The organism is Streptomyces apocyni, assembly GCF_009739465.1.
In the GTDB taxonomy this organism is placed as follows: domain Bacteria; phylum Actinomycetota; class Actinomycetes; order Streptomycetales; family Streptomycetaceae; genus Streptomyces; species Streptomyces apocyni.
Map to the genome: position 1 here is coordinate 607646 of NZ_WHOM01000078.1, position 21878 is coordinate 629523.

The following is a 21878-nucleotide window of genomic DNA, read 5'->3' on the forward strand; positions in this document are numbered from 1 at the left end:
GCCCGTGGGCGTCAGTTGCCGTCAGTTGCCGTCAGTTGGTGCCGATCTTTGCCAGCAGGTCGACGATGCGCCCCTGCACCTCGGCACTCGTGGAACGCTCAGCGAGGAACAGTACGGTCTCGCCCGAGGCCAGCTTTGGCAGCTCCGCCTGGTCGACGGCGGCCGTGTAGACGACCAGCGGGGTGCGGTTCAGCTGCCCGTTGGCACGCAGCCAGTCGACGATCCCGGCGCGTCGGCGACGTACCTGCATCAGGTCCATCACCACCAGGTTCGGCCGCATCTGGGTCGCCAGGGTCACCGCGTCCGTGTCGGCATTAGCCCGGGCGACCTGCATACCGCGGCGCTCCAGTGTCGCGGTGAGCGCCTGCGCGATCTCCTCGTGCTCCTCGATCAACAGGACGCGCGGCGGGTGCTGCTCGCTGTCGCGCGGCGCCAGCGCCTTCAGGAGTACGGCGGGATCGGCACCGTACGCCGCCTCGCGCGTGGCCTGCCCGAGTCCGGCCGTGACCAGTACGGGGACCTCGGCGGCGACGGCCGCGGTGCGCAGGGACTGGAGCGCGGTCCGGGTGATCGGGCCGGTCAGCGGGTCCACGAAGAGGGCGGCCGGGAACGCGGCGATCTGCGCGTCGACCTCGTCGCGGGAGTTCACGGTGACCGGGCGGTAGCCGCGGTCACAGAGCGCCTGCTGGGTGGAGACGTCGGGCGCGGGCCAGACGAGCAGGCGGCGTGGGTTGTCCAGCGGCTCGGGCGGCAGCTCGTCGTCCATCGGCTGCGGCTGCGGGCGGTTGGCCACCTCGACGGCGCCGTTCGGGCCGTCCAGGGGTTCGGGGCCCTCAGCGCCCTCGTCGGGGGCGCTTATGGCGTAGGCGCGGCCTGCGGGGCGCGGCGGCTGGGCGTCGGGCTCCGGCCGGGGCTCCGGCTGGGGCTGGGGGAGGGACAGCGGGGTGGTGGCGGGCTTGGGCTGCGCGGGTTCTGGGTCGGGTGCGGTTGTGGGTGCGGGTGCGGGTGCGGGTGCTTCAGGGTGGGCTGTGTCGGGCGGGGTGCCCAGCTTGCGGCGACGTCCGGACCCGGTGGTGGTGTTGGCGCGCTGCTGGTCGGTGGCCTGCTGTGCGAACGGGACGCCCTGGCCCAGGGTGCGCACGCTGATGGACCTGCCCTGGGTGGAGTCGCTCGCGTCCTCGGCCGGGGCCTCGGCGGACAGCGGATGCGCGAGGCGCTGCTGTGCGCCGATAGAGGCTGTGGTGGGGGTACCTGCGGCGGGGGTGCCCGCAGCCGGGGTGCCCGCAGCTGGGGTGCCCGCGCTGGGCGTTGGCCAGGTGGGAGCGGCGGCCGGGGCGCCCGGGGTGCTGTCCGCCTCGGGTGCGGGTGCGGGGGCGGGTGCGCCTGGCGCGGGCTGCGCCGGGGCGGCCGCCCGGCGACGGCCCGTCGGGCTGGGTACGGGGTGGGGCCCCGGTGGGGTGTGGTCGGCGGCGGGGTCGTGCGGGGCGGCATCGTGCCGGGTGGCGTGCGTCGGGTCGATCGCCTCGTGCGGGTGGCCCTCGACGGGCCCTGCTGCCGTGGTCGGCGCGGTCGGGGTGGTCGGCGTACTTGGGGTGCTCGGTGTGCTCGGGGTGGTGGCGTCCGTACGGTCGGCTGCGGCCGGGGGCAGCGCGAAGGCGCTACGGGACCCGGTGGGTTCCGTCACCTGCGCCGGGTTCCGCTCGGCGGTCGCCGTACCGAGCGCCCGCCGCGCCCGTCGCCCGCCCGAGGGCTGGCCGTCGGGAACGGCCCGCGCGCCCGGGGCCTCGGCGTTCGCCGCGACCGGGTGCCTGGCGCCGCTCGTGGCGCTGCGAGGGTCGGGCACGCTGGGCACGGGCGCTGCCGGAGCCTCGAGGGCTCGGGGCTGGTCCGGAACCGGGCTCGCGGCGGGCAGCGCGGTCTGCGCGCCATCGGCGTTCCGGCGGGCGCGGCGGCCCGTCGGCATGCCCTGCGGCGGAACGGTGTCGCCGAACCCCAAGGAGTCAACGGCTCCGGCGGCATGCTCGGCCGCGGTGACGACCGAGCCCTGCGCGGGCTCGCCAGCGGCCTCCTGCGCGAGGGCACGGCGCCGCCTGCGGCCCGTACCGCCCGAGCCAGAACCATCCGCTTCGCCCACGTTCTGCGCGGGCAGCCACTCGGCCTGCGCCCCACCCGAGTCCGACGGGGACTCGGAACCCGGCTCCGGCGCGGGAGCCGCCCGCCGCCGACGCCGCCCAGTGGGCGCCTCACCGGACCCGGCCCCGGACCCCGTAGCCGCCACATCAGCCCCGACAGCAGAGGCAGCATCTGCCCCCGAACCCGAACCCGAACCCGCGTCCGAACCCGCGTCCGAACCCGCCCCCGAATCGCCCGCCCCCGAATCGCCCGACTCCGCCTCGCCGCTCGTCAGGAACGCGTCCACCGAAGCCCGCCGAGCCCGCCGCCGCCCACCGCCCTCGGTCCGCTGCTGCTCCGGCACGGCCACCTCAGCCGACCCCGAAGTACCGTCACCGGAAGGAGCCGACGCCGAGTCCACCACAGGCGCGACAACAGCGGCAGGCGCGACAACAGCCGCGGCCCCGGCTCCCGCCCCGATCGGCACCTCAAGTACATAGGCGTTCCCGCCCATACCCGGCACATCGTGCGTCTGCAGCACCCCACCATGCGCCCGTACGATCCCGCGCACGATCGGCCCATGGACCGGGTCCCCACCCGCGTACGGCCCGCGCACCTCAATCCGTACGACATCACCGCGCTGCGCCGCCGCGACCACGATCGTCGAGTCGACGTACCCACCAGTGGCCCCGCCACCAGCCGCCGCCCCCGCAGGAACCCGCGCCTGCCCGGTTGAGTCGATCCCGGCGACATCCGCCACCAGGTGCGCCAACGCCGTAGCCAGCCGAGCCGCGTCGACCTCGGCCTCGATCGGCGGAGCGTGCACCGCGAACTGTGCCCGACCGGGCCCGATCAGCTCGACCGCGCCCTCGATCCCGGCGGCGATCACGCCGTCCAACAGTGCGGGTTCCCTGTGCAGTTCCTCCGCCCCGGTGTCCAGGCGCTGGTACGCCAGGACGTTGTCGACGAGCGTCGACATCCGCGCGTACCCCGCGGTCAGGTGATGCAGCACCTGGTTGGCCTCGGGCCAGAGCTGTCCAGCCGGGTCGGCGGCCAGCGTGCCCAGCTCGCGCCGCAGTTCGTCCAGCGGTCCGCGCAGCGACTCGCCCAGCACGGCGAGCAGCTGCGCGTGCCGCGCGGAAAGCGCCTCGTAGCGCTCGCTCTCCCGCTCCGCGAGCGCCTCGTACCGGTCCTTCTCGCGCTCGGCGAGCGCGGCGTGGCGCTCCTTCTCACGCTCGGCCAGCGCGGCGTACCGCTCCTCGGCCGCCGCGATCTCCTTCGCGTGCCGCGCCGCCTCCTCGGCCTGCTGCGTGACCACCTCGTCGTAGGCCCGCCGGTCGGTGAACGCGAGGACCGCGCCGACCAGCTGCTCCCCGTCCCGTACCGGCGCCGTCGTCAGATCGACCGGGACCGGAGCGCCGCTCTTCGTCCACAGCACCTGCCCGCGCACCCGGTGCTTGCGCCCCGACCTGAGCGTGTCCGAAAGGGCGCTCTCGTCGTACGGGAAGGGCGTGCCGTCCGCCCGCGAGTGCTGCACCAGAGGATGCAGCTCCTGGCCGCCCAGATCGCTGGCCCGGTAGCCGAGTATCTGCGCGGCGGCGGGGTTGACGAGCACCACGCGGCCCTCGGTGTCGGTGCCCACGACACCCTCCGCGGCCGCGCGCAGAATCATCTCGGTCTGCCGCTGCGAACGCGCGAGCTCGGCTTCGGTGTCCATGGTTCCGGACAGGTCCCGGACCACGAGCATCAGCAGTTCGTCGCCGAAGCCATGGCTCTCGTACGCGTCCCGGGCGTCGTCCAGATTCGCACTGGTGACCTCGACCGGGAACTCGGTGCCGTCCGTGCGCCGGGCCATCATCCGCCGGGGCCTGGTACGCCCGAGGTCGTCCGTGGCGTCCGGCCGCCGCATCGACCCGGGGATCAGCCGGGAGTCGAACTCGGGCAGCAGATCGAGCAGCCCCCGCCCCACCAGCGCCCACCCGGACGTCTCGAAGGCCTCGAGCGCGATGGTGTTGGCGTTGACGACCGTGCCGTTGGTGTTGACGAGCAACAGCGCGTCGGGAAGGGCGTCAAGTATGGCTGCGAGGCGAGCAGCGCCTCGGGATGGCCTGCTGCTCACGACGACCGGTCCTCCCTCTACCGCTTACCGCTTACCGTGCCTGCCGGACACCGGGCCATCTTGCCCCTAGGCCCCTGGCGTGTCACGGGTGGGAGTCTACGGGCACCGGTTGCGCCCGCGACGCCGGATGAGAGGGAGCCCTCACGCTCCGGTCACGCTCCGGCCGGGGGCAGCACCGCGCCAAGGCTGTCCCAGCGGCTGATCTCGCACCCGTCGGTCCGCTCGTACGTGGCGTCCACCGGGCGGCCTTGCCAGGTCCCGGTGACGCGGGCGGTCTCGGGGCCGCCGTAGATCATCATGCACATGGCGTCCTCCGGCACCGGAGCGAAAGGATCCCGCCCCTCGGCCGCGGCTCGCTCAAGCACCTCACACGCCTCACCGGCACTCGGATGCGTCCCCCCAACCGGCGCACACTCCAACTCGTACGCCGCCCCCTCACCCCCAGCGCCGGTCGCCGTCACGATGAGCCGATCCGGCTCCTGGACCCCTGGCTGCCCGGGAACCGGAGCCACGTCACCCAACGGGCACGCGTACGCGGCGGAACCCGCGGCCAGCGCGGCAAGCGAGACGGTGGCGGAGAGAACGAGGCGACGCAGCATGTCGGGCTCCACGGGTACGAGAACGAACCGATCCCCCTACCCAACGCGCCAACCCCCCGCACGTTGCGCCACCCACCCCACACCTCCCGGATTGCCCTTTGCTCACCCACCCACCTGCCTAGTACCGTGGGTCGCGATTGGTGGCCCGCCCGGTGGCTGTGCCATCATCTGCAACGCACCACGCGTTCGCGCGGGTGTGCTGGAGGCGTCGCCTAGTCCGGTCTATGGCGCCGCACTGCTAATGCGGTTTGGGTCTTAAAGCCCATCGAGGGTTCAAATCCCTCCGCCTCCGCACGTTGATCACCGAAGCCCCGGTCACCAAGACCGGGGCTTCGGTGTTTCCGCAGGTCAGGAGGGGTGCGGGTAATGGATTTCGCCTCTCGGCGCAGGTCATGTAATGTTGTTCCCGCAACGCCGACGGGGCAGAAAAGCCCAGGACGCAAGCACTCGTAGCTTAACGGATAGAGCATCTGACTACGGATCAGAAGGTTGCAGGTTCGAATCCTGCCGAGTGCACATAGACGAGAGGCCCCCGGAGATGATCCGGGGGCCTCTCGCGTTGGGGCGTACAGCAGCGAAGCACAGCAACGCTCTTGATCGTTGATTCAGCCGTCGTCCCGCATCGCGGCGGACAGCTTGACCACTGCGGCGCGTACCTGTTCCTTCGAGGCCTCGGCGTAGACCTCCATCGTCATGGCGATCTGCGAGTGCCGCAGGATGCCCTGAGCGACCTTGGGGTGCACCTTCAGGGCGAGCAGGAGCGAGCTGCATGCGTGCCGCGTTTCTCCGGAGCGGGATCACACGAATCCCGGCGCGGCGGGCGCGCAGGGCGAACATCCGGGTGAGGTTGCCTGGTCGATCCGGCCACGGGGCAGACGCGCAGCTGTAGTCGAGCTGGAGGCGACGGCAACCCTGACGGCAACGACGGCGCACGCATCGTGGCGACGGACACCCGCAGTCGCGCCCGCTACCTGGGCCGTTGCCCGAGGCTGGGCGGTCGGCTCCAAGGCTTCAGGCAGCCACCATGCAGCTCCCGCCCAAAGCCGTTTCCGTAAGTTGGTTGGCGGTCCGGAAGAGTGGGGTGTGGCTTTAAAGTCGCTTGCCCAAGTGGCTCCGGTGGAGTGGCCGCCCCGCTCTTCGGGACGCCCTGGCCGCTGATTGAGATCTGCGCATTGATCGCTATTTACGGAGCTGACGGCGGGTGTTCCTCGGGCCAAACGGCATGCTGCCTGAACCGCCTTCAGCCGACGCTGCTCATGTCCAGCACATCGGCCCGATCCGGGGCCTGCACGTCCAACGGCTCATCGAAGGAGCTGAACGACGTGGTGTTGTCGAACTGATCGTCCTTGGCGACGACCTTGAGGATGTACGGCTTGCCCTCCGTAGCGACATAGAAGGTGAAGGAGGTACCCGCCTCCTCCTTATCGGTCACCTTCAACGTGATCGCTGGGGCTTCATTGACCTTGGTCGGTTCGCCCTTGGTTACCTCACCGAACGAGGCGAATTCGTGGGTGCACTGTGATAGCCCGTCGCCCGGCGTTGACTCGCTGGCAGGGACCTTGATCCAGCGATCCTGTTCGCCCGCACCCGCCATGTTGTGGCCCGACACTTCGAGGTACTTCCGGTTCGGGCGGACGTAGTCTGTCCCGCCGATCCGCAGCTGTTCGAGACTGCCCCCCGTGGCCGAGGTCGCCTCGAACGCGCAATGGTCCTTGAGGTCGGTCGTCAGGCGACTGGTTCGGTCGTCGCCCCCGGATACCTTGGTGTCCGTATCGATGGTCACTGACTTGAGAGCGCGCATTGTTTTGTTCGCGTCGTCCATCATCTGGCCGGCGGAGACCTCCTCCGCGGCACTGTCGCCCGCGCAGCCAGTCATGGCACCACCCATGACCAAGCACGCCAGAGCTGCCGTCACCGCGGTCGGTATCGTTCGCACAAGAACCCCCCAGGTCTGAATCGAATCATGCTAGGGGAATCGGACCGCCCCACGACGGCCGGGCCCGCGTGCTGTACAGCAGCGGAGTAACACAACCCCACCAACCGACGCCGACCGTGACCGACGTCGGACACCCCTTACGCGGCCCCTTCGCCCGATAGCAGCCGATTTCTGTAGCTATGGATCAGAAGTTTGTAGGTTCGAATCCTGCCGAGTGCACATAGCTGAGAGGCCTCCGGAGATCATCCGGGGGCCTCTCGCGTTAGGCCTTGGTTAGGCCGGTTGCCCAGGCCCAGGCGGCGATGCCGACTCGGTTGCGGACGTTCAGTTTGGACTGGACGTTCGCTATGTGGGTCTTGGCTGTGCCGGGGGAGATGAAGAGTTCGGCGGCGATCTCGGCGTTGGTGTGGCCTTGGGCTACCAGGCTGGCGATTTGCTGTTCGCGGTCGGTGAGCGGGGAGGGGGGAGGGGAAGGGGGTGGGGTAGGTGGGGGTGTGTGGCTGGAGGGCTGGAGGAGGCGGATTGTGATCTGGGGGCTGATCAGGACGTCTCCGGCCATGGCCGCGCGGACGCCCTCGATGAGCAGGCCGGGGCCCGAGCGCTTGAGGAGAAAGCCGCAGGCGCCGTCGCGCAGGGCCGTACGGACGTAGTCGTCGTGGTCGAAGGTGGTGACCACGAGAACCCGAATGGGGTCGGTGGCGTCCGGGCCCGCCAGGCGGCGGGTCACCTCCAGGCCGTCCAAGCCCGGCATTCGGATGTCGGCGAGTACGAGGTCGGGGCGGAGGGAGCGGGCGAGTTCGACGGCGGTGGTGCCGTCTGATGCCTCGCCGACGATCGTCATGTCTGGTTGGGATTCCAGGATCAGGCGGAAGCCGCTGCGGATGTCGTCCTGGTCGTCGGCCAGGAGGATTCGGGTGGGCGTGGTGGGGGTTGGGGGAGGGGTCATTTGGGCTCCTGTACGGGGAGGGTTGCGCGGAGTTGCCAGCCGCCGTTGTGGGGGCCAGCCGACAGAGTTCCGTCCAGGGCCTGTACGCGTTCGGTGAGGCCGGGTAGGCCCAGGCCGCCGCGGGTGCCGCGCCGGGATGGCCGGGGGGCAGGGGCGTGACGGTCGTCCTGGGGGCGGTCGTTGGTGACGCGGAGCTCGACGCCCGTGCGTGAGCGGCGGAAGGTGACGTCGACGCGGGTCGCGGAGGGGGCGTGCCTGCGGACGTTTGTCAGCGCCTCGACCACGATCCGGTACGCGGTGGCCCCCGCCTCGCGGGAGAGGGGGAGGGAGAGGGCTTGGGCGGCCTCCGGTGGCAGGGTCAGGTGAGCCTCCGTGGTGCCTGCCGAGGTGAATGTCTCGATCAAGGCCGGGAGCTGGTCCGGGCCGGGAAGCGGGTCGGTGCTGCTGGCGGCGTCCGGGCCGTGTAGCGCCTGTACGGTCCGGTCCATCGCCGCCAGCGCGCTCAGCCCGGCCTTCTCGATGCGCTCCAGAGCCAGCACCGCCTGCCCCGGGTCGGTGGCGGCGACGAACCGCGCCGCCTGGGCCTGGACGACGATCCCGCTCACGTCATGGGCCACGAAGTCATGGAGGTCCCGGGCGATGTGGAGGCGCTGTACCCGACGGGTCTCGGCGATCAGATCGAGGCGGCGCAGTTCCGCGTGGCGCAACTGCCCGCCGACGGCGGCCGCGACGAGCACGGGCAGCAGCCAGAACGCGGCGGCGCCCGCCCTTTCCAGGAACGAGGTGCCGGACATCAGGGGGAGGGCCCAGACGGAGATCGGGAGTGCGGTGAGCGGGGCCACCAGACGGAGTTCCCGGATCGGCGACCACCGGACCACTGCCGCGAGCAACGGCAGGAGAAGGAGGGCCTGGACCAAGGCCCAGCTCCCCGGCGCGGCGATCAGGGCCAGGAGAGTCAGGGCCGCGCAGGCCGCCGTGGGGAGAGCCAGCCGTCCAAGGAGGGCCGGGCGATGGGTGGTTAGCGTGAGGGTCGCGGTCGCGGCCGCCCAGACCAGCGTGCTCACCGTCGCGGCGACGGGTATCGCGGCCCTCAGCGCGGTGGGGCCTACGGCTATACCGGCCGCCGCCAGGGCCGTACCGCCGACGAGGGCGCGGGTGCCGATGCGCGTGTCGGAGCCAGGGAGGTGGCCTCGCAGGGTAGTTGGGCTCCGCATCCGCATGAGATCAGCGTACGGGCGGGTGATCGAACTGACTCTCTACCAAAAGGCTTAGGGCCCGTTGCCTCGCGCCGGATCTTTGTGCCGATCGGCCGATGGAGGCCGGAGGTGCTCCCGGACGAAGCTGGTGGTGCTCGACAAGGAGCCTTCGCTACCAGGGAGTTCATGATGAGTGCCAGTGCCAGTGCCAGTGCCAGTGCCAGTGCCAGTGCCAGTGCTAGTGCCAGTGCTAGTGCCAGTGCTAGTGCCAGTGCGAGTTCGACTGAGGGGCTGACGGCGGCGACCGGACGGCTGGTCGGCGTACCCGGCGTCTCGCGTACGGCTCGGTGGGCGGCGCATGCGGCCGCGTTGACGCTGGTGCCGTCCGGGGTGTGGCGTATTGCCATCGCCTTTGGGTGGGACTCCGGGTTCACCGATGAATTCCTTGGTCCGGACAACTTCCCGGGCATGGGCTCGTGGTATCTCATCGGGCTCAGTCTGTTCGCCGAGGCGCTTGGGCTGCTCGCGTTGGGGCTCATCCACCGCTGGGGCGAGGTGATCCCGCGGTGGGTCCCGGGTCTTGGTGGGCGTGGGATTCCCGTACTGGCGGCGGTGATCCCCGCGTCGCTCGGCGCGCTGGCCGTCACGCTGATCACGTTCCTCAGCGCGGGCAACTGGAACTCCGTGGAGAACATGGGGGCGCCGACCTCCCCGCAGGGTGGCATGTACTGGGTGATGACCGCGTGCTACGTGCCATTGCTCGCGTGGGGGCCGCTCCTGGCCGTCGCCACGGTGGCGTACTACCGGCGGCGTCGAGGCAGCGGGGTGGTGAGGTAGTGGGGTCGTGGGGTAGTGCGGTAGTGGGGGTGTTAGGGCTCGTAGGTGTAGGGCGTGGTAGTCGTGAGGGTGTGGAAGCCGAGGCGTTGCAGGATGGGGCGGCTCTGGGGCGAGGCGTCTACCTGGAGGTAGCGGTAGCCGTGGGTGGCCGCGATGTGGGCGCGGTGGGCGATCAGGGCGCGGTAGATGCCCCTTCCGCGCCAGGCGGGGTGGGTGCCGCCGCCCCACAGGCTGGCGAAGTCGGTGCCGGGGTGGAATTCGACGCGGGCCGCGCAGACGGGCGTGTCCCCGGCCATCGCCACGGTCATGGTGGTGGTGTCCGGGCTCTGGGCCAGTTGGGCCAGGAGCTGTTCGCGGATGTGGCTGCCGTCGGTGCCGAAGGCCTGGTCGTGGACCCGCATGGTGAGGTCGACCCCGGCTTCGTCGGTGACCGGGACGAAGCGGACGCCGTCGGGGAGTTCGGGGTGCCTGGGGAGGTCGGATACCTGGGCGGCCATCACCGTCTCGAGGGGTTCGGCGGTGAAGCCCGCCGCGGTGAGGCGGGCGGCCAGGTCAGTGGGGTGGTCGTGGGCGTACAGCTTCCATTCGAACCGGCGGCCGAGGGTCGTGAAGTGCTGTACCTGCGCCGCGATCGCCGCGTCGGCGGTCGCCTCGGTGAGGTCCGACCAGATGACGGCGGTCCAGCCGCCGTCGTTGCCGAGTTGCCGTACGACCTCGCCGGACCGTTCGACGCGTACGCAGGGGCCGTCGGGTCGGGCGTCGCGGCGTAGCTGTTCGTCGAACAACGCGAGTGTGGGCGTGGGTGTGGAGGCGGAGGCGGCTTGCGTCATGGGGGCATTGGAGCACCGACCGGTGCGGGTGGGCTAAGGGTTTGTCGGAGCCGGGGAGAGTGCGGGGGAGACGCGGTAGGCGAGGCCCGGGTAGCTGACCACCAGACCGTCGCCGTCGAACTCCAGGTCGCTGTGGAAGTCGCCCGACGCGTAGCGCACCCGAGTGCCGTGCGGGGCAGGGCCGAGATGGGTGTACGTCTGCCGTGACGGGTGGACCCTCAGGTCGGGGACGGACACCCAGACCATCAGGAACGTGCGCTCGGCGGGCCCCGAACCAGGGATGTGGTGCAGCTCGTGGCGCAGCACCGGCATCGTGTTGGTGAGCGGCGAGAGACCGAGGTCGCAGTCGAGGGCGTCCGCGGCCCAGTCGAGCGGCGCGCCGTTCGCCGTCCAGGTGCCGTCGGCGGTGCGGTCCAGGGCGAGGTGGTGGGTGGCGTGCGGGGTCTCGGCGGTGGCGGTGAGGCGGCGGGTCGTGTAGTCCTCGCCGGTCTCGAGCTCGTACGAGATCCAGTACGGCTCGGGGAGCGCGCCGAAGACCCGGCCGCGGGCGCTGAGCGAACGGCCGTGGCGAGTGATCCAGGCGGACTCGAAGCCGCCGCTGGCGGTGACCTGCCAGGTGAGAGCGCGTGGGGGGTGCGCGGGGCGGGTGTCAGTCATGGGGACCATCCTGGGACGTGCGCCCCGGCACCGCACGTCAGCATTCCCGGGATCGTCCGGCTTCCCAGGCTTCCCAGGATTCTCGGGATCGTCGGGATTCTCAGGTGATTCACAGATGAGGGACAGGGGGATCTCAGAAAGCCCGCACAGCCTGACCGTATGACTCACACCCTGTCTTCGGGACGCGCCGCGGAACTGCTCAGGCCGGACGGGACCCCGGTTCGGGTGCTTGTCGTGGACGACGAGGCGGCGTTGTCCGAGCTGCTGTCCATGGCGCTGCGCTACGAGGGCTGGCAGGTGCGCACCGCGGCGGACGGCGCGGGGGCGGTGCGGGCCGGGCGGGAGTTCCGGCCCGATGCCGTCGTACTGGACGTGGTGCTGCCGGACATGCACGGGCTGGCCGTACTGGGGCGGCTGCGGCATGAGCTGCCGCAGGTGCCGGTGCTGTTCCTGACGGCCAAGGACGGCGTCGAGGACCGGATCGCCGGGCTCACAGCCGGTGGCGACGACTACGTCACCAAGCCGTTCAGCCTGGAGGAGGTGGTGGCCCGGCTGCGCGGGCTGCTGCGCCGGACCGGGGCCGCGGCCGCGGCCAAGCGCAGTGAGTCGGTGCTGGTGGTGGGGGACCTGACGCTGGACGAGGACAGCCGCGAGGTGAGCCGGGCCGGGCAGGACATCCATCTCACCGCCACCGAGTTCGAGTTGCTGCGGTATCTGATGCGCAATCCGCGGCGGGTGCTCAGCAAGGCGCAGATCCTGGACCGGGTGTGGAGTTACGACTTCGGGGGCCAGGCCAACGTCGTGGAGCTGTACATCTCCTATCTGCGGCGGAAGATCGACGCAGGGCGGGATCCGATGATCCATACGCGGCGGGGCGCCGGGTACCTGATCAAGGCGGCGGAGTCCGTCCCCCAGCCGTGAGCAGAGCCAGGCGGCCGACGACCGACCTCACCCAGCACGCAAGCTGAGTCGTCAGGAAGCGCGCGAGCGCGAGCTCGCAGCCGAAGCCGCGACAGGCTCCGCACCCGAAGCGGACGCCTTCGACGACTCCGCGTCTGAAGCGAGCGCCCCCGAAGCGGACGCCCCCGTCCCCGCCCTAGCCGTCCGCAGCGGCACCTCCTTGATGAATAGCGTCAGCACCCACGCCACCACTGCCAACGGCGCCGCATACAGGAACACATCCGCGATCCCCTGCCCGTACGCCCCCTCGATCACCGTCCGCAACGGTCCAGGCAGCGCGTCCAGATCCGGGATGCCGCCCCCGCCCGTACCGCCATGCCCCAAGGCCGCCCCCTCGGGCCCGAGTTCGGCGAGGCCGTCCTTGACGTAGCCCGTGACCCGCGTGCCCAGCACCGCGCCCAGCGCGGAGACGCCCATCGCGCCGCCGAGCGACCGGAAGAAGGTGACGACCGACGACGCGGCGCCCAGGTCCTCCGGGGAGACCTGGTTCTGGGTGCAGAGAACCAGGTTCTGCATCATCATGCCGATGCCGAGGCCCATCAGCGCCATGAACAGCGCGACCCGCCAGTAGTCGGTGTCGTACTGGATGGTGCCGAGCAGCCCCAGACCCGCCGTCAGCAGTGCGCCCCCGGCGACCAGCCACGCCTTCCAGCGGCCCGTCCTGGTGATGATCAGACCGGAGGCGGTGGAGGAGACGAACAGCCCGGCGATCATCGGGATGGTCAGCACCCCGGACATTGTCGGCGACTCGCCGCGCGCCAGCTGGAAGTACTGGCTGAAGAACACCGTGCCGCCGAACATCGCGACACCGACGAACAGCGAGGCGACCGACGACAGCGCGATCGTGGGGTTGCGGAAGAGGCGCAGCGGGATGATCGGCTCGCTCGCCCTGGACTCGACGGCCAGGAAGAGCGCGCCGAGTGCGACCGCGCCGCCGACCATGACCGCGGTCTGCCAGGAGATCCAGTCGTACTTGTCCCCCGCGAACGTCACCCACACCAGCAGCAGCGACACCGCCGCCGTGATGAAGAAGGCGCCGGTCCAGTCGACCTTGACCCCCTCGCGCCGCACGACCGGCAGCTTCAGCGTCTTCTGGAGCACGATCAGCGCGATCACCGCGAACGGCACGCCGACGTAGAAGCACCAGCGCCAGCCGAGCCAGTCGGTGTCGGTGATGACCCCGCCGAGCAGCGGTCCGCCGACGGTCGCGACGGCGAAGGTGGCGCCCAGATAGCCGCTGTACCGGCCGCGCTCACGCGGCGCGATCATGGCGGCCATCACGATCTGCGCGAGGGCGGAAAGTCCGCCGACGCCGATGCCCTGCACCACCCGGCAGGCGATCAGCATGCCCGAACTCTGCGCGAGTCCGGCGGCGGCCGAGCCCAGTACGTAGATGATCAGCGCGACCTGGACCAGCAGCTTCTTGCTGAAGAGGTCGGAGAGCTTGCCCCACAGCGGGGTGGTCGCCGTCATCGCCAGCAGCGACGCGGTCACCACCCAGGTGTACGCGGACTGGCCGCCGCCGAGGTCGGAGATGATCTGGGGCAGGGCGTTGGACACGATGGTCGACGACAGGATCGCGACGAACATCCCGAGCAGCAGCCCGGACAGTGCCTCCATGATCTGCCGGTGTGTCATCGGCGCGGTGGTGTCTTCGCGTTGGCTGACTCCGCTGCCTTCAGTGTCTGTGCCGCCCATGGGGTTCCTTTTCTTACGGGTCACGCGGGTCACGCGGGTGTACGAGTGGTGGTTGCCCGGCAGTCGCCGAAGTCGGCGCGCAGCCGGGCGAGCAGCGAGCTCAGCCGCTGTACGTCGTCGTCCGACCAGTCCCGTAGGTGGTCGGCCAGCGCCTGGGTGTAGCGGTCGCTGAGTTCGGCGATCAGCGCGCGGCCCGCGCGAGTCAGCCGCAGGATGCGGGAGCGTCCGTCGTCGGGGTCGGCGGACCGGTCGATCCAGCCGCGCTCCGCCCCATGTGCCACATGGCGGCTGGTCACCGACATGTCGATGGCCAGCAGTTCGGCGAGTCGGCCGATCCGCATCTCGCCGTGCTTGTCGAGCACGACCAGTACGGCCGCCGCGCCTGGCGGGCAGTCGACGGGCAGTACGCGGGCCAGATCCCGCTTCACTGCGCCGATTGCGCTCAGCTGGCGGGCGAGTTCCTCGTACTGGCGCTGCTCGGCCACGGCTCGACCCCTCCCTAATCGTTGCTTAGGGCAACCGTAGGGCTATTTAGTTGCTGCAGGCAAATGAAAACTGGGCAAAATGTGTAAAGGCCAGGCAATGTCGCTGGTCGGGGCTGGTCAGGCCGGGGTCCGCGGAACCTCAGGGCGGAGTTGGGCGGCCGTCGCGGGTTCGCTAGGGTCCTGGGGCATGGCACACAACCCCCACGCGCCCCAGGGCCCCGAGGGCCAGCAGGACCCCGCGGGCAGCACCCAGATGTTCCGCGCCTTCGTCGACGAGGGTGCTCCGCAGCGGCAGCCGCAGGTGGCGGCTCCGGCGGGGCCGCGTATCGGACTGATCGTCGGTGTGGTGCTCGCGATCGCCCTCGTGGCCGGGGTCGCCTGGCTGGCGCTCAGCTAGGGAGCCCTTAGTCCCACTTCACCGAGACGTCCTGCGTCTCGACGTGCATGCCCAGCGGTACGCGCCAGCTGTCGACGCACACGGTCCAGGATTTCGTCTTGGACGTACCGGGGGCGATCGGCGTCGGTAGCTGCTTGGTCGACTCGATCGTCGCCCAGTCGATGCCGAGTGCGCCGATGATGTGCGTCCCGAACGTGATCGTCCCTGAACGCACCGCCGTACCCCCGCTGTTGGTGAACTTCACGGTCACCTTCTCGCACCACCGCTTGTCCGCCGCTGCCAGGGCTGGCTCTCCGACCTTGAGTACGGCGGGCCCGGGGGGTGGTGGCGGTGGTGGTCGGGTGGAGCTGGGGGGCGCGGCGGATGGGCTGGGCGAACTCGACGGGCTGGATGAGTTGGACGGTGCGGACGTCGCCGATGGAGCAGGCGGCCCGGAACTCCCGCTGGAGCCTGGCGACTTCCCCTCCAAGCCACCGGAACCGGAACGGGAGCCTGGGCCGGAACCGGAACCGGATTCCGAGCCGGAGTCGGCAGAGGAGTCGGGGTCGGCGCTGTCGCCCGAGCCCGCACCGCCCGCGCCGTCCGCTCCGGCCAAGCCAGACGCCTCGCCCCTACCCCCGGAGCCCCTGCCCCGGTCGCCCCGGCCCTCGTCCCCGTCCAGCGGCACCAGCACCACATCACCCGTAGGCCCCACCGCGGAGCCCGCTCCCGCACCCGCCGCGCCGACCGGCACCCGGCCATCACCGCCACCCGAGCCGCCAGCGCAACCAACTAGCAGCCCCGCCAGCCCCGCCAGGCACACCGCGGCCGCCGAGGCTCGCGCTCCCGCGCCTCGGCGGCCGCGCGTCGAAGCTCTCTCCAACACACCCGAAACATTCAAGGCACCCAACACACCGCCCACGCCCAACACACCCATCACGCCAGTGTGTCTGACGGTCCGTCAACGAGGAACCCCCGCCGCGTCAACGAGCCCGCGATGAGCCCGCGATGAGTCCGCGGTCAGTCAGCGGTCAGTCCGCGATCAGGCCCTGCCTGAGCTGCGCCAGCGTCCGCGTCAGCAGTCGCGAGACATGCATCTGCGAGATGCCGACCTCCTCACCGATCTGCGACTGCGTCATGTTGGCGAAGAAGCGAAGCATGATGATCTGCCGTTCGCGCGGCGGCAGTTTGGCCAGCAGCGGCTTCAGCGACTCGCGGTACTCCACGCCTTCCAGCGCCGTGTCCTCGTACCCGAGGCGGTCAGCGAGCGAGCCCTCGCCGCCGTCGTCCTCAAGCGCGGGCGAGTCCAGCGAGGACGCGGTGTAGGCGTTCCCGACCGCCAGGCCGTCGACGACGTCCTCCTCGGACACGCCGAGTACGGCGGCGAGTTCGGGCACGGTCGGCGAGCGGTCCAGCTTCTGCGCCAGCTCGTCACTCGCCTTGGTCAGCGCGAGCCGCAGCTCCTGGAGGCGCCTGGGCACCCGCACGGACCAGGAGGTGTCCCGGAAGAAGCGTTTGATCTCGCCGACGACGGTCGGCATCGCGAACGTCGGGAACTCCACGCCCCGTTCGCAGTCGAACCGGTCGATCGCCTTGATCAGGCCGATCGTGCCGACCTGGACGATGTCCTCCATCGGTTCGTTGCGGCTGCGGAAGCGGGCCGCCGCATAGCGCACCAAGGGCAGGTTGAGTTCGATGAGCGTGTCTCGTACGTAAGCGCGCTCCGGGCTGTCCTTGTCCAGTGCGGCGAGCCGCAGGAACAGGGAGCGGGACAAGGTGCGGGTGTCGATGGCTTCCGAGCGGTTCCGCTCGGTTTTCGGTGCGCTCTTTGTGAGCGTGAGCACCTTCGAGCTGCCCTGTTCTGCGGACATGCCACCCCCTTGAGGTCGCGGACGGTCGCGGCGGGCGCTCCCGTCGGAGGAACGCAGCCTCCACCTGAATACCGGCTGTGGGGCCGCGCCAAACGCCGTTCCAGCAGAATGTCACATGTCGGCAACGCGCTGTAGTGACTTGTCGACATCTGAGGGGTGACTCTGCGCAGGAAAGAGGGGGTCTGGGGGTTTTTCTCAAGGCAACCTTCAGAACCGCACTTCACCCGATACGGTTACGCCTCGATCCGATTTGCGGACCGCAGCCGCGCGAAGCTCCTGGCCAGCAATCGCGACACATGCATCTGCGAAACACCCAGTTCCGCGCTGATCTGTGACTGCGTCAGATTGTTGTAGTAGCGCAGCAGCAGGATGCGCTGCTCCCGCTCGGGCAGCTGGACCAGCAGATGCCGTACGAGGTCGCGATGCTCCACGCCGTCCAGCGCCGGGTCCTCGTAGCCGAGCCGGTCGAGCAGCCCGGGCAGCCCGTCGCCCTCCTGGGCCGCTTCGAGTGAGGTGGCGTGGTACGAGCGTCCGGCCTCGATGCAGGACAGCACCTCGTCCTCGGTGATCCGCAGCCGTTCGGCGATCTCGGAGGTGGTGGGCTGGCGGCCGTACGCGGTGGTGAGGTCCTCCGTCGCGCCGGTCACCTGCACCCAGAGCTCATGCAGTCGCCTCGGTACGTGGACCGTGCGCACGTTGTCGCGGAAGTACCGCTTGATCTCGCCGACGACGGTCGGCATCGCGAAGGTCGGGAACTGCACCCCTCGCTCGGGGTCGAACCGGTCGATGGCGTTGATCAGGCCGATCGTGCCGACCTGGACCACGTCCTCCATGGGCTCGTTGCGGCTGCGGAAGCGGGCGGCCGCGTACCGCACCAGCGGCAGGTTGGCCTCGATCAGTGCCCCGCGCACCCGGGTGTGCTCGGGGGTCCCCGACTCGAGCCCCTTGAGCTGGCCGAACAGCACCTGGGTCAGAGCCCTGGCGTCGATACCGCGTTGCTTGGCGGGGGACACCGCGGGAGGCACTTGAGGTGCAGTACTGGCCGGCACGGTCAAAGCCACCCCTTTTCGAAAAGAACCGTTCAACTCATCCATCAAAAGCGGTCATAGCATCACAAGACATGTGCACTGTGTGCAAGCACCAGATAGCACCGTGTTGAGGGCAAAGTGGGTCATAAACCCAAAAAAGCCCCTCACTTGAACAGTGAGGGGCAAGCGAAGAAGCTGCTCCGGCTACCTGACGAGCTCGGTCATGAACTCGCCCACACCCTGAGCCGCGTCCGAGACGCCCTTGAAGCCGACCTCCACCAGATCGGCGGCCTCTGACGGCGAGGTGATGATCGTGTACAGCACGAAGACCACGAGTATGTAGACCACGACCTTCTTCACGTCCACTGTCTCGCTGCCCTCTCCCCGTCTGTCCCGGCGTGCGCGTAGGAACGTATGCCCGCATGCGCGCAGTCGGGTGAGTGTAGAACAGCAGAAGGGCCCCGACACCGTCGGGGCCCTTCCAGAAGCGGTAGCGGTGGGATTTGAACCCACGGTGACTTGCGCCACACTCGCTTTCGAGGCGAGCTCCTTCGGCCGCTCGGACACGCTACCGAGAGAGAGCTTAGCCCAAAGGTGCCCGTGCGCCGAAATCGGAATCGGAGGCAGTCCGGAAGCGGCGTGCAGCGGTCGCGGAAGATCAGCGGTCGCGGAAGATCAGCGGTCGCGGAAGATCAGCGGTCGCGGAAGAAGCGGGTGAGCTGTTCCGCGCACGCGTCGGCGAGGACGCCGTGGACGACCTCGGGGCGGTGGTTGAGGCGACGGTCGCGTACGACATCCCAGAGCGAGCCGACCGCTCCGGCCTTCTCGTCGCGGGCCCCGTAGACCACCCGGTCCACCCGGGACTGCACGATCGCGCCCGCGCACATCGTGCACGGCTCCAGCGTGACGACCAGGGTGCAGCCGGACAGCCGCCACTCGCCGAGCGCGGCGGCGGCCCTGCGGATCGCCAGCACCTCGGCGTGCGCGGTCGGGTCGCCGGTGGCCTCGCGTTCGTTGTGCCCGGTGGCGATGATCGCACCGGTTGGGGACAGCACCAGCGCGCCGACCGGCACATCACCGGCCGACGCGGCGCGCGCGGCCTCCTCCAGAGCGGTACGCATCGCTGCCGCCCAGGGGTCTCGTACGGGGTCCCCTACCTCCGCTGAACCGGGCAGGGGGTCGTGCTGCGTCGGCACTAGCGCACGGCCTCCAGGATCTCGGCGGCCCCGAGGGCGTCGGCGATCTCCGCCAGCGCGTCCGAGGTGAGCGACAGCAGCTCCTTCTCGGACAGGCCGAGGTCGGACAGTACCCCGACCTCACCGAGCGGCCCCGGCGGCGGTGCCGGGCGACCGCTGGCCGTCGCGGCGGACTCGGCGTCGAGTGCGTCCGGGCCGTCGTCCGGCTCGCCCTCCTCGGTGCCGTCCAGGTTCAGGGCGTCCAGGTCATCGGCCGGGTCGTCATCGTCCCCGCCGATCAGGGCGCTGGTCAGGATCTCCCCGTACGAGGAGCGTGCGGCGGCGGCCGCGTCGGAGACGTAGATACGAGGGTCGTCCTCGCCATCCACGCGGACGACACCGAACCAGGCGTCCTCCTGCTCAATGAACACCAGGACCGTCTCGTCATCGGCCCCGAGTGAGGCCTCCCGTGCCAGATCGGTCAGATCCGTCAGGGTCTCCACATCGTCGAGCTCTGTGTCGCTCGCTTCCCACCCGTCTTCGGTGCGCGCGAGCAGTGCGGCGAAGTACACCGTGACTCTCCCACTGGTCGTAGGCGTGCCGGTTGGGGTTCCCCCCGGCGGAGTTGGCTGGGCGGTACGCGCGAGCGAGCCGCCCACTCGGAATCGTGGCAGAAACAGGGCGTTCGCGAGAGGTCTTCGGCCGCTGTGTTTGTACGCGCCGTCCCGCGCTCCCTCCACTGCTCCTCCACCGCCCCCCTACCGCCTGCCCACCGCGCTACCAGCGGAAGGTGCGCATTCGCATGGCCTGGCGCATCCGGGCGGCCCGCACCCGGCGTGGCTGGACCCTGGCGCGTAGCTCCTTGGCCTCGTGCAGTTCGTGCAGGAACCGGGCGCGCCGCCGCCTGCGCTCGGCGTCACGCTCGCGCTGTTCGGCCGTGGGCTGGTCCGGCTGCTCGTCGTCTTCCTCGTAGCTGAGGTCGTCTGCCTCGTCGCTGAGGTCTGCGTCCGACATCGTCTTCACCGCCCGGCGGGGTTCGTCTCCACCACTTTCCCTCGGACGTCGCAGGTCATGCATCCCGGTAGCCTTGTGTGCTGGGTCGCTGCTGCGACCGTTGTCGCAGATCAGACCCTCTGGAGGAAACCGTGCGCCTGCACGTCGTCGACCACCCGCTGGTAGCGCACAAGCTGACCACCCTGCGCGACAAGCGCACCGACTCCCCGACGTTCAGGCGCCTCGCCGACGAGCTGGTCACGCTGCTCGCCTACGAGGCCACCAGGGACGTACGCACCGCACAGGTCGACATCGAGACGCCCGTCTCGCCCACCACGGGCGTCAAGCTGTCCCACCCGCGCCCGCTGGTGGTGCCGATCCTGCGCGCGGGCCTCGGCATGCTCGACGGCATGGTGCGGCTGCTGCCGACCGCCGAGGTCGGGTTCCTGGGCATGGTGCGCAACGAGGAGACGCTCCAGGCGTCCACGTACGCGACCCGGATGCCGGAGGACCTGTCCGGCCGCCAGGTGTACGTCGTCGACCCGATGCTGGCCACCGGCGGCACGCTGGTCGCCGCCGTGCAGGAGCTGATCAAGCGTGGCGCGGACGACGTGACGGCCGTCGTGCTGCTCGCCGCGCCGGAGGGCGTGGAGGTCATGGAGCGCGAGCTGGCCGGGACGCCGGTGACGGTGGTCACCGCGGCGGTCGACGAGCGGCTCAACGAGCACGGCTACATCGTGCCGGGCCTCGGTGACGCGGGCGACCGGATGTACGGCGCCGCCGAGTAGGCGACGCCCGTACGGCGTTAAGGCGTCCGGGACCAGGACGTCAGCAGGAAGGTTTCTGGGAGGGCGGCGGCGTCGGCTTGGTCAGCGTGACCAGGGCGGTGGCGGCGTCCTTCTTCGTTGCCAGCTTCTTGAAGCCGGAGCCGATGAGCAGGTCGACGTCCTTGCTCTTGCGGCCGTCCGTGCGCTGTTCGGCCCCGGCGAGCTGGGTGCCCAGGACGGGCAGCGCGCTGTCCTTCGCGGACTCGGCGCCGAGCAGCAGCCCGGTGCCCTTGACCTTCTTGTCGTACTTCGCGGGCGCGTTGTCCACCTTGCCGATGGCGAAGCCACGTTTCGCCAGTTCGTCGGCGGTCTCCTTGGCGAGGCCGCCGCGCGGCGTGGCGTTGAGGACGTTGACCGTGATCTGGTCCGGCTTTGGCAGGGCCTTCGGAGCCACCGCGGCGGTAGCGTCAGCGGTCGCCGTGGGCCCGCAGTCCGGCTTGTCGGCGGCGACCGTACGGCCCTGGTCGTCGTCGCCCGAGAACACGTCGATGAGCTGGAGTGTCCCCCAGCCCGCGACGCCGAGCGCGGCGACTGAGGCGACCAGCGCGAGCACGACCCTGCGCCGCCGACGGTTTCGGCGCATACGCGGGTATTTGTCCCCCGTGATGCGGTATTCGCCACCCATGCCGGGGGGAGTGAGCATGCTCATGGGCGCAGCGTAATCCGCGCCGGGGCCTATGCCTACTAAAGGATCATCGGACGGCGCACGACCCTACCCAAAAGGGTCAATGCCGACTCAACGCCGCCGTACTCACTGCCGTACGCAACGCAACGCAACGCAACGCAACGCCGTACTCAATGCCGTACGTATCGCCGTGCGTATCGCGACCCCGGTCAGCCCAGCTCCAGCACGCGGGCGTGCAGTACCTGGCGCTGCTGGAGCGCGGCGCGCACCGCGCGGTGCAGCCCGTCCTCCAGATACAGGTCGCCCTGCCACTTCACGACGTGGGCGAAGAGGTCGCCGTAGAAGGTCGAGTCCTCGGCGAGCAGCGTGTCGAGATCCAGCTGCTGCTTGGTCGTGACGAGCTGATCAAGGCGGACCGGGCGCGGTGCGACGTCCGCCCACTGGCGGGTGCTTTCCCGGCCATGGTCCGGGTACGGCCGGCCGTTTCCGATGCGCTTGAAGATCACACGGAAAGCCTACCGGGCAACGCCCTCCGGGCGCAGCCTCGGCGGCGCAGTGCGCGGCTGGGACATGACGTCGTGATTGGCCCTGATTGTGGGCAAACAGGG

The 21878-nt window shown here is 70.2% G+C and carries 22 protein-coding genes, 3 tRNA genes and 1 pseudogene; 6 read left to right on the forward strand and 20 right to left on the reverse strand.

The features are described 5' to 3' along the window. Positions 1 to 31: 31 nt before the first annotated feature. Together GCN81_RS31390 and GCN81_RS31395 are read right to left on the reverse strand one after the other, a co-directional pair. Positions 32 to 4231, reverse strand: a complete 4200-nt coding sequence (locus tag GCN81_RS31390; RefSeq protein WP_156727920.1) for a hybrid sensor histidine kinase/response regulator — start codon at positions 4229 to 4231, stop codon at positions 32 to 34. A gap of 152 nt (positions 4232 to 4383) precedes the next feature. Further along, a complete protein-coding gene (locus GCN81_RS31395; RefSeq protein ID WP_156727921.1) occupies positions 4384 to 4830 on the reverse strand; it encodes an SSI family serine proteinase inhibitor in 447 nt (148 codons plus the stop codon). Positions 4831 to 5031: 201 nt separating this feature from the next. On the opposite strand from GCN81_RS31395, the gene GCN81_RS31400 reads away from it, so the two are divergent. After that, positions 5032 to 5122, forward strand: a tRNA-Ser gene (locus GCN81_RS31400). A gap of 151 nt (positions 5123 to 5273) precedes the next feature. Further along, positions 5274 to 5346: transfer RNA gene (locus GCN81_RS31405), tRNA-Arg, on the forward strand. A gap of 89 nt (positions 5347 to 5435) precedes the next feature. Here GCN81_RS31405 and GCN81_RS33065 read toward each other — a convergent pair. From GCN81_RS33065 to GCN81_RS31425, 4 genes and pseudogenes are all read right to left on the reverse strand, one after another. After that, positions 5436 to 5694: pseudogene (locus GCN81_RS33065) on the reverse strand (site-specific integrase); the annotation flags it as partial. Positions 5695 to 6070: 376 nt separating this feature from the next. Further along, positions 6071 to 6745 carry a hypothetical protein gene (locus GCN81_RS31415; protein WP_231627093.1) on the reverse strand — a complete coding sequence of 225 codons (675 nt, stop codon included), beginning with the start codon at positions 6743 to 6745 and terminating at the stop codon, positions 6071 to 6073. Between the two features lie 283 nt (positions 6746 to 7028). Continuing rightward, a complete protein-coding gene (locus GCN81_RS31420) occupies positions 7029 to 7712 on the reverse strand; it encodes a response regulator (protein ID WP_156727922.1) in 684 nt (227 codons plus the stop codon). After that, complete coding sequence (locus tag GCN81_RS31425; RefSeq protein ID WP_231627094.1) at positions 7709 to 8932, reverse strand: sensor histidine kinase; 1224 nt, start codon at positions 8930 to 8932, stop codon at positions 7709 to 7711. Before GCN81_RS31425 ends, GCN81_RS31420 begins: the two co-directional genes overlap by 4 nt. A 267-nt stretch (positions 8933 to 9199) precedes the next feature. Between GCN81_RS31425 and GCN81_RS31430 the strand changes: the two genes are divergently transcribed. Next, complete coding sequence (locus tag GCN81_RS31430) at positions 9200 to 9745, forward strand: hypothetical protein (protein ID WP_407698042.1); 546 nt, start codon at positions 9200 to 9202, stop codon at positions 9743 to 9745. A gap of 32 nt (positions 9746 to 9777) precedes the next feature. Here GCN81_RS31430 and GCN81_RS31435 read toward each other — a convergent pair whose 3' ends face one another. Then, positions 9778 to 10575, reverse strand: coding sequence for a GNAT family N-acetyltransferase (locus GCN81_RS31435; RefSeq protein WP_156727923.1), 798 nt, complete (start codon positions 10573 to 10575; stop codon positions 9778 to 9780). A 33-nt stretch (positions 10576 to 10608) separates the two neighbouring features. Next, complete coding sequence (locus tag GCN81_RS31440; protein WP_156727924.1) at positions 10609 to 11232, reverse strand: putative glycolipid-binding domain-containing protein; 624 nt, start codon at positions 11230 to 11232, stop codon at positions 10609 to 10611. A gap of 159 nt (positions 11233 to 11391) precedes the next feature. On the opposite strand from GCN81_RS31440, the gene GCN81_RS31445 reads away from it, so the two are divergent. Beyond that, positions 11392 to 12153, forward strand: coding sequence for a response regulator transcription factor (locus GCN81_RS31445; protein WP_156727925.1), 762 nt, complete (start codon positions 11392 to 11394; stop codon positions 12151 to 12153). A 51-nt stretch (positions 12154 to 12204) separates the two neighbouring features. On the opposite strand, the gene GCN81_RS31450 is transcribed toward GCN81_RS31445, so the two are convergent. Continuing rightward, the gene (locus GCN81_RS31450) at positions 12205 to 13890 is read right to left on the reverse strand and encodes an MDR family MFS transporter (RefSeq protein ID WP_156727926.1); all 1686 of its coding nucleotides are present in this window, start codon (positions 13888 to 13890) and stop codon (positions 12205 to 12207) included. A 29-nt stretch (positions 13891 to 13919) separates the two neighbouring features. Next, complete coding sequence (locus GCN81_RS31455; RefSeq protein WP_156727927.1) at positions 13920 to 14375, reverse strand: MarR family winged helix-turn-helix transcriptional regulator; 456 nt, start codon at positions 14373 to 14375, stop codon at positions 13920 to 13922. Between the two features lie 187 nt (positions 14376 to 14562). Here GCN81_RS31455 and GCN81_RS31460 point away from each other — a divergent pair, with 187 nt between their 5' ends. Continuing rightward, on the forward strand, positions 14563 to 14772 hold the full coding sequence (locus tag GCN81_RS31460) for a hypothetical protein (protein WP_156727928.1): 210 nt from the start codon (positions 14563 to 14565) through the stop codon (positions 14770 to 14772). 7 nt (positions 14773 to 14779) lie between these two features. Here GCN81_RS31460 and GCN81_RS31465 read toward each other — a convergent pair whose 3' ends face one another. The 8 genes from GCN81_RS31465 to GCN81_RS31495 all read right to left on the reverse strand — a co-directional run bounded on the left by GCN81_RS31465 (position 14780) and on the right by GCN81_RS31495 (position 19839). Continuing rightward, entirely contained in the window at positions 14780 to 15637 is an 858-nt protein-coding gene (locus tag GCN81_RS31465) for a hypothetical protein (RefSeq protein ID WP_325065142.1), read from the reverse strand. Between the two features lie 145 nt (positions 15638 to 15782). Then, entirely contained in the window at positions 15783 to 16622 is an 840-nt protein-coding gene (locus tag GCN81_RS31470; RefSeq protein ID WP_156727929.1) for an RNA polymerase sigma factor SigF, read from the reverse strand. 233 nt (positions 16623 to 16855) lie between these two features. After that, entirely contained in the window at positions 16856 to 17671 is an 816-nt protein-coding gene (locus tag GCN81_RS31475; protein ID WP_407698040.1) for an RNA polymerase sigma factor SigF, read from the reverse strand. Positions 17672 to 17854: 183 nt separating this feature from the next. Then, positions 17855 to 18010, reverse strand: coding sequence for a hypothetical protein (locus tag GCN81_RS32135; RefSeq protein ID WP_197287884.1), 156 nt, complete (start codon positions 18008 to 18010; stop codon positions 17855 to 17857). 128 nt (positions 18011 to 18138) lie between these two features. Continuing rightward, positions 18139 to 18223 (reverse strand) — tRNA-Ser (locus GCN81_RS31480). Positions 18224 to 18342: 119 nt separating this feature from the next. Continuing rightward, a complete protein-coding gene (gene tadA, locus GCN81_RS31485; protein ID WP_156727931.1) occupies positions 18343 to 18771 on the reverse strand; it encodes a tRNA adenosine(34) deaminase TadA in 429 nt (142 codons plus the stop codon). A gap of 74 nt (positions 18772 to 18845) precedes the next feature. Beyond that, complete coding sequence (locus GCN81_RS31490; protein WP_156727932.1) at positions 18846 to 19397, reverse strand: tRNA adenosine deaminase-associated protein; 552 nt, start codon at positions 19395 to 19397, stop codon at positions 18846 to 18848. Between the two features lie 205 nt (positions 19398 to 19602). Beyond that, complete coding sequence (locus GCN81_RS31495; protein WP_156727933.1) at positions 19603 to 19839, reverse strand: hypothetical protein; 237 nt, start codon at positions 19837 to 19839, stop codon at positions 19603 to 19605. Positions 19840 to 19970: 131 nt separating this feature from the next. Here GCN81_RS31495 and upp point away from each other — a divergent pair, with 131 nt between their 5' ends. Then, positions 19971 to 20606 (forward strand): uracil phosphoribosyltransferase, encoded by a 636-nt coding sequence (upp, locus tag GCN81_RS31500; protein ID WP_156727934.1) that lies wholly within the window; start codon positions 19971 to 19973, stop codon positions 20604 to 20606. A 40-nt stretch (positions 20607 to 20646) separates the two neighbouring features. Here upp and GCN81_RS31505 read toward each other — a convergent pair whose 3' ends face one another. Next, positions 20647 to 21294 carry a LytR C-terminal domain-containing protein gene (locus tag GCN81_RS31505; RefSeq protein WP_156727935.1) on the reverse strand — a complete coding sequence of 216 codons (648 nt, stop codon included), beginning with the start codon at positions 21292 to 21294 and terminating at the stop codon, positions 20647 to 20649. 185 nt (positions 21295 to 21479) lie between these two features. Beyond that, a complete protein-coding gene (locus tag GCN81_RS31510; protein ID WP_156727936.1) occupies positions 21480 to 21776 on the reverse strand; it encodes a type II toxin-antitoxin system VapB family antitoxin in 297 nt (98 codons plus the stop codon). Between the last annotated feature and the right edge of the window lie 102 nt (positions 21777 to 21878).

Bases quoted from the DNA above. Each gene is read 5' to 3' on its own strand.
- GCN81_RS31420 (WP_156727922.1), bottom strand. From the start codon at position 7,712: ATGACCCCTCCCCCAACCCCCACCACGCCCACCCGAATCCTCCTGGCC.
- GCN81_RS31440 (WP_156727924.1), bottom strand. From the start codon at position 11,232: ATGACTGACACCCGCCCCGCGCACCCCCCACGCGCTCTCACCTGGCAG.
- GCN81_RS31505 (WP_156727935.1), bottom strand. From the start codon at position 21,294: ATGAGCATGCTCACTCCCCCCGGCATGGGTGGCGAATACCGCATCACG.
- GCN81_RS31445 (WP_156727925.1), top strand. From the start codon at position 11,392: ATGACTCACACCCTGTCTTCGGGACGCGCCGCGGAACTGCTCAGGCCG.
- GCN81_RS31450 (WP_156727926.1), bottom strand. From the start codon at position 13,890: ATGGGCGGCACAGACACTGAAGGCAGCGGAGTCAGCCAACGCGAAGAC.
- GCN81_RS31395 (WP_156727921.1), bottom strand. From the start codon at position 4,830: ATGCTGCGTCGCCTCGTTCTCTCCGCCACCGTCTCGCTTGCCGCGCTG.
- GCN81_RS31495 (WP_156727933.1), bottom strand. From the start codon at position 19,839: ATGTCGGACGCAGACCTCAGCGACGAGGCAGACGACCTCAGCTACGAG.
- GCN81_RS31470 (WP_156727929.1), bottom strand. From the start codon at position 16,622: ATGTCCGCAGAACAGGGCAGCTCGAAGGTGCTCACGCTCACAAAGAGC.
- GCN81_RS31435 (WP_156727923.1), bottom strand. From the start codon at position 10,575: ATGACGCAAGCCGCCTCCGCCTCCACACCCACGCCCACACTCGCGTTG.
- GCN81_RS31425 (WP_231627094.1), bottom strand. From the start codon at position 8,932: ATGCGGATGCGGAGCCCAACTACCCTGCGAGGCCACCTCCCTGGCTCC.
- tadA (WP_156727931.1), bottom strand. From the start codon at position 18,771: ATGCGTACCGCTCTGGAGGAGGCCGCGCGCGCCGCGTCGGCCGGTGAT.
- GCN81_RS31460 (WP_156727928.1), top strand. From the start codon at position 14,563: ATGGCACACAACCCCCACGCGCCCCAGGGCCCCGAGGGCCAGCAGGAC.